Genomic DNA, 3,305 nt, shown 5'->3' with positions numbered 1-3,305 from the left:
GCAGCGTCATATGTGTATAAGCCACAGCCCCTCTCCCTCTGGGAGAGGGGCTGGGGGTGAGGGCACCTCTGGGAGAGGGGCTGGGGGTGAGTCCTCGGTCAAACGTCCGGGGAAGGCAGTGTGGCTCGGTTGATCTGCATTGGTCTAGACTTGGCCTGGTCAAGCCGCAACCCCTCCGGGGTGGCGACGTTGCACGTCGAGATCGAAAATCCTGACGCCCAAGCCTTGACGGGCCGCCTGCTGGACAGCCGCATCCTGCAAACCGACCCGGAAATTGTGGACTACATCCAAGCCCAAGCCGGAGGGGATCCCTGCCTGGTGGCGGTGGATGCTCCCTTGCGCGTCCCCAACCTCAGCGGCCAGCGGCGGGCCGAAGCCGAGTTGAACCGAGTATTTCGCGCCTATGCCGCCGGCGCCCACCCGGCCAACCGCCGGCTCCTGGAAAAAAACGGCCAAGTGCGAGGGGAAGCTCTGGTGTACGCCCTCTCGCGTTATGGCTTTCGCGAGCAGGCCAGCATCGAGCAGGGATCCCTCGCCCGCCAGATCACCGAAGTCTTCCCCCACAGCGCCATGGTGAGCCTGTTTGGCCTCAGCCGCAGCCTCCCCTACAAGGCGCGTCCCCGCCGCACCTGGCTGCAACGAGAACAGGCGTGGCGGCTGTACCAGCAACATCTGCGGGCCTTGGCCAGCGCCGACCCTGCCCTGCGCGGCCACGAGCCCCTGCTCCAAGTGGAGGTGGGCTCCCTCAGGGGCCGCCAACTCAAAAACTATGAAGACCAAGTCGATGCCTTGATGTGCGCCTACATCGCCCTCTACGGCTTTCGCTGGGGATCCCAGCGCTGCCACAGCTTCGGAAGTCTGCAAGAAGGGCACATCTTCACACCCCTACCCCCGTCATTGCCAACGCCTCCCGACCCTTATCTTCGTTGAGTCAACACACCATGGCTTACGCCACGCTGCGCGAATAGATAGAGTACGCGCTTTACGCTTCACCGACTTGTTGGTACAGAGGTCTCAGCGTGCTGCCACCGTGCAACCCACGGCGGGAAACTCTCCAGAGATTGAACTGGTTCTTCTCAATTGCAGCACGAACGGCTTTCATCCCGACACGGATTGGCTCTTGAGTCAACACAATTCACCCATACACTGCGGGGCTTCCCGCGGATTCAGCTCAACCGGAGGGAAAACTGGGCTCTTGCTAGCCTCGAATCACCTCTTGGCGGCATGATTAAGAGAAGGGGATCCTGCTGTCAAAGGGAAGGGAAACAAATGAACGTACAACTGGGCCGCAACCGGCAGGCAAGACGCGCTTACGGGCTGGATGAGATTGCTCTGGTGCCGGGCAGGCGAACTCTGGATCCCAGTTTGGTGGACACCCACTTCACCTTGGGAGGGATCCAACGGCCCATCCCCATCATTGCCAGCGCCATGGACGGCGTGGTGGATGTCAAGATGGCGATTTTGCTCTCCAAGCTGGGGGCGATGGGCGTGCTGAACCTGGACGGGATCCAAACCCGCTACGCGGATCCCGACGAGGTGCTGGATCAGATTGCTGCGGTCGGCAAAGACGAGTTCGTCCCCCTGATGCAGCGCCTTTATAGTGAACCCGTCAAGCCGGAGCTCATTCAAGAGCGCATCCGCCAGATCAAAGCCGCCGGCGCCATTGCCGCCGCTAGCTGTGTGCCCGCCCATGCTACCCAATACGGCCCCCTAGTGGCGGAAGCAGGCGGGGATCTGTTTTTCGTCCAGGCCACCGTGGTTTCCGTCCATCACAAAGTGCCTGAGGGTATGCAAAAGCTGGATCTGGCCGCCTTCTGCCGCTCCATGACCATTCCCGTGGTGCTGGGCAACTGCGTCACCTATGACGTCGCCCTGGAGCTGATGCAGGCCGGAGCGGCTGGAGTGCTGGTGGGTATTGGCCCCGGTGCTGCCTGCACCTCCCGCGGCGTGCTAGGAGTAGGGGTGCCCCAGGCTAGCGCCATTGCTGACTGCGCTGCCGCCCGCGACCAGTTCTTGGCCGAAACCGGCACCTACGTTCCCATCATTGCCGACGGCGGCCTGGTGACCGGCGGCGATATCTGCAAAGCCATCGCCTGTGGGGCCGATGCTGTGATGATTGGATCACCCCTAGCCCGCGCCCAAGAGGCGCCCGGTCGCGGCTTTCACTGGGGCATGGCCACCCCCAGCCCGGTCTTGCCCCGCGGCACCCGCATCCGGGTGGGATCCACCGGCACCCTGGAAGAGATCTTGTGCGGCCCTGCCCGCCTGGATGATGGCACCCACAACCTCTGGGGCGCTCTGCGCACCAGCATGGCCACCCTGGGTGCCGCCAACCTCAAAGAAATGCACCAGGTGGAGATCTGCATCGCCCCTTCCCTTTTGACCGAGGGCAAGGTGTACCAGAAGGCGCAGAGCCTGGGCATGGGGAAATAGTCTCTCAGGAAATGCTAGACTCAGGGAGCCGAGGGGGCGGTTAGCTCAGCGGTAGAGCGCCTGCCTTACAAGCAGGATGTCACTGGTTCGAGTCCGGTACCGCCCATCCCCATTCAGGCTGGCAGCTTGGGATACACTCGCTAGCCAGGGCTGGATCCCTGAGGTAGAGTAATGAATGTGGAGCCTGGATCATCTACCACCGTTGGGTCTCGCATTGAGTCTGGCTCAAAAAGTGTGTAAAGTGGTAGACGACATCGACTGGGGCTGTACTATGTTCTTCTAAAGTCCGCAATTGTCAGGCTCGCTCACGAGTTAGACAGCTTGTTACTTTGAGAAGACACTGCTACAGCCAAGACAGGTGTGAGGACAAAGAAGAAGGAGAGAAACATGCCCGCGAAACACGCGAATCCCTGGAAAACGCTGCTGGCTGGCACCCTGGGTGCAGCGGCAGTCTTGACTCCTGGAGTGGCCTATGCCCAAGCTACAGGGCCTGTCACTTCGATCTCTGAGCTTTCCGATGTTCAGCCTACTGACTGGGCATTCCAGGCACTGCAATCGCTGGTCGAGCGCTACGGCTGTATTGCTGGCTACCCTGACCGCACCTTCCGCGGCAACCGGGCCATGACCCGCTATGAGTTTGCCGCCGGGATGAATGCCTGCTTGGATCGCATCAACGAGCTGATTGCCGCCGGCCTGGCCGACAAGGTTTCTAAGGAGGACTTGGCTACACTGCAGCGGCTGCAAGAGGAGTTTGCCGCCGAGCTGGCAGCCCTGCGGGGACGGGTCGAGGCAGCGGAGGCTGATATCAACGACCTGAAGGGCAAGGTCTTCAACCCAGTCACCAAGCTCAATGCCCAGGTGATCACTGCTAT

At 61.4% G+C, this 3,305-nt stretch carries 3 protein-coding genes and 1 tRNA gene; all 4 read left to right on the top strand.

Features of this window, described 5'->3' with window-relative positions:
- Window positions 1-120: 120 nt before the first annotated feature.
- Window positions 121-930 (top strand): DUF429 domain-containing protein, encoded by an 810-nt coding sequence (locus NW863_RS10525; RefSeq protein ID WP_414366223.1) that lies wholly within the window; start codon window positions 121-123, stop codon window positions 928-930.
- A 339-nt stretch (window positions 931-1,269) separates the two neighbouring features.
- The gene (locus tag NW863_RS10520) at window positions 1,270-2,433 is read left to right on the top strand and encodes a GuaB3 family IMP dehydrogenase-related protein (protein WP_414366221.1); all 1,164 of its coding nucleotides are present in this window, start codon (window positions 1,270-1,272) and stop codon (window positions 2,431-2,433) included.
- Between the two features lie 34 nt (window positions 2,434-2,467).
- Window positions 2,468-2,539 (top strand) — tRNA-Val (locus NW863_RS10515).
- A gap of 281 nt (window positions 2,540-2,820) precedes the next feature.
- A partial coding sequence (locus NW863_RS10510) for an iron uptake porin (RefSeq protein WP_414366220.1) occupies window positions 2,821-3,305 on the top strand: 485 nt, incomplete at its 3' end.

The organism is Synechococcus sp. B60.1, from assembly GCF_047462555.1.
Classification (GTDB): domain Bacteria; phylum Cyanobacteriota; class Cyanobacteriia; order Thermostichales; family Thermostichaceae; genus Thermostichus.
This window is presented reverse-complemented; position numbering and strand designations above follow the sequence as displayed.

What these genes read in the sequence shown, in the direction of transcription:
- NW863_RS10520 (WP_414366221.1), top strand. Translation starts at nt 1,270, where the DNA reads ATGAACGTACAACTGGGCCGCAACCGGCAGGCAAGACGCGCTTACGGG.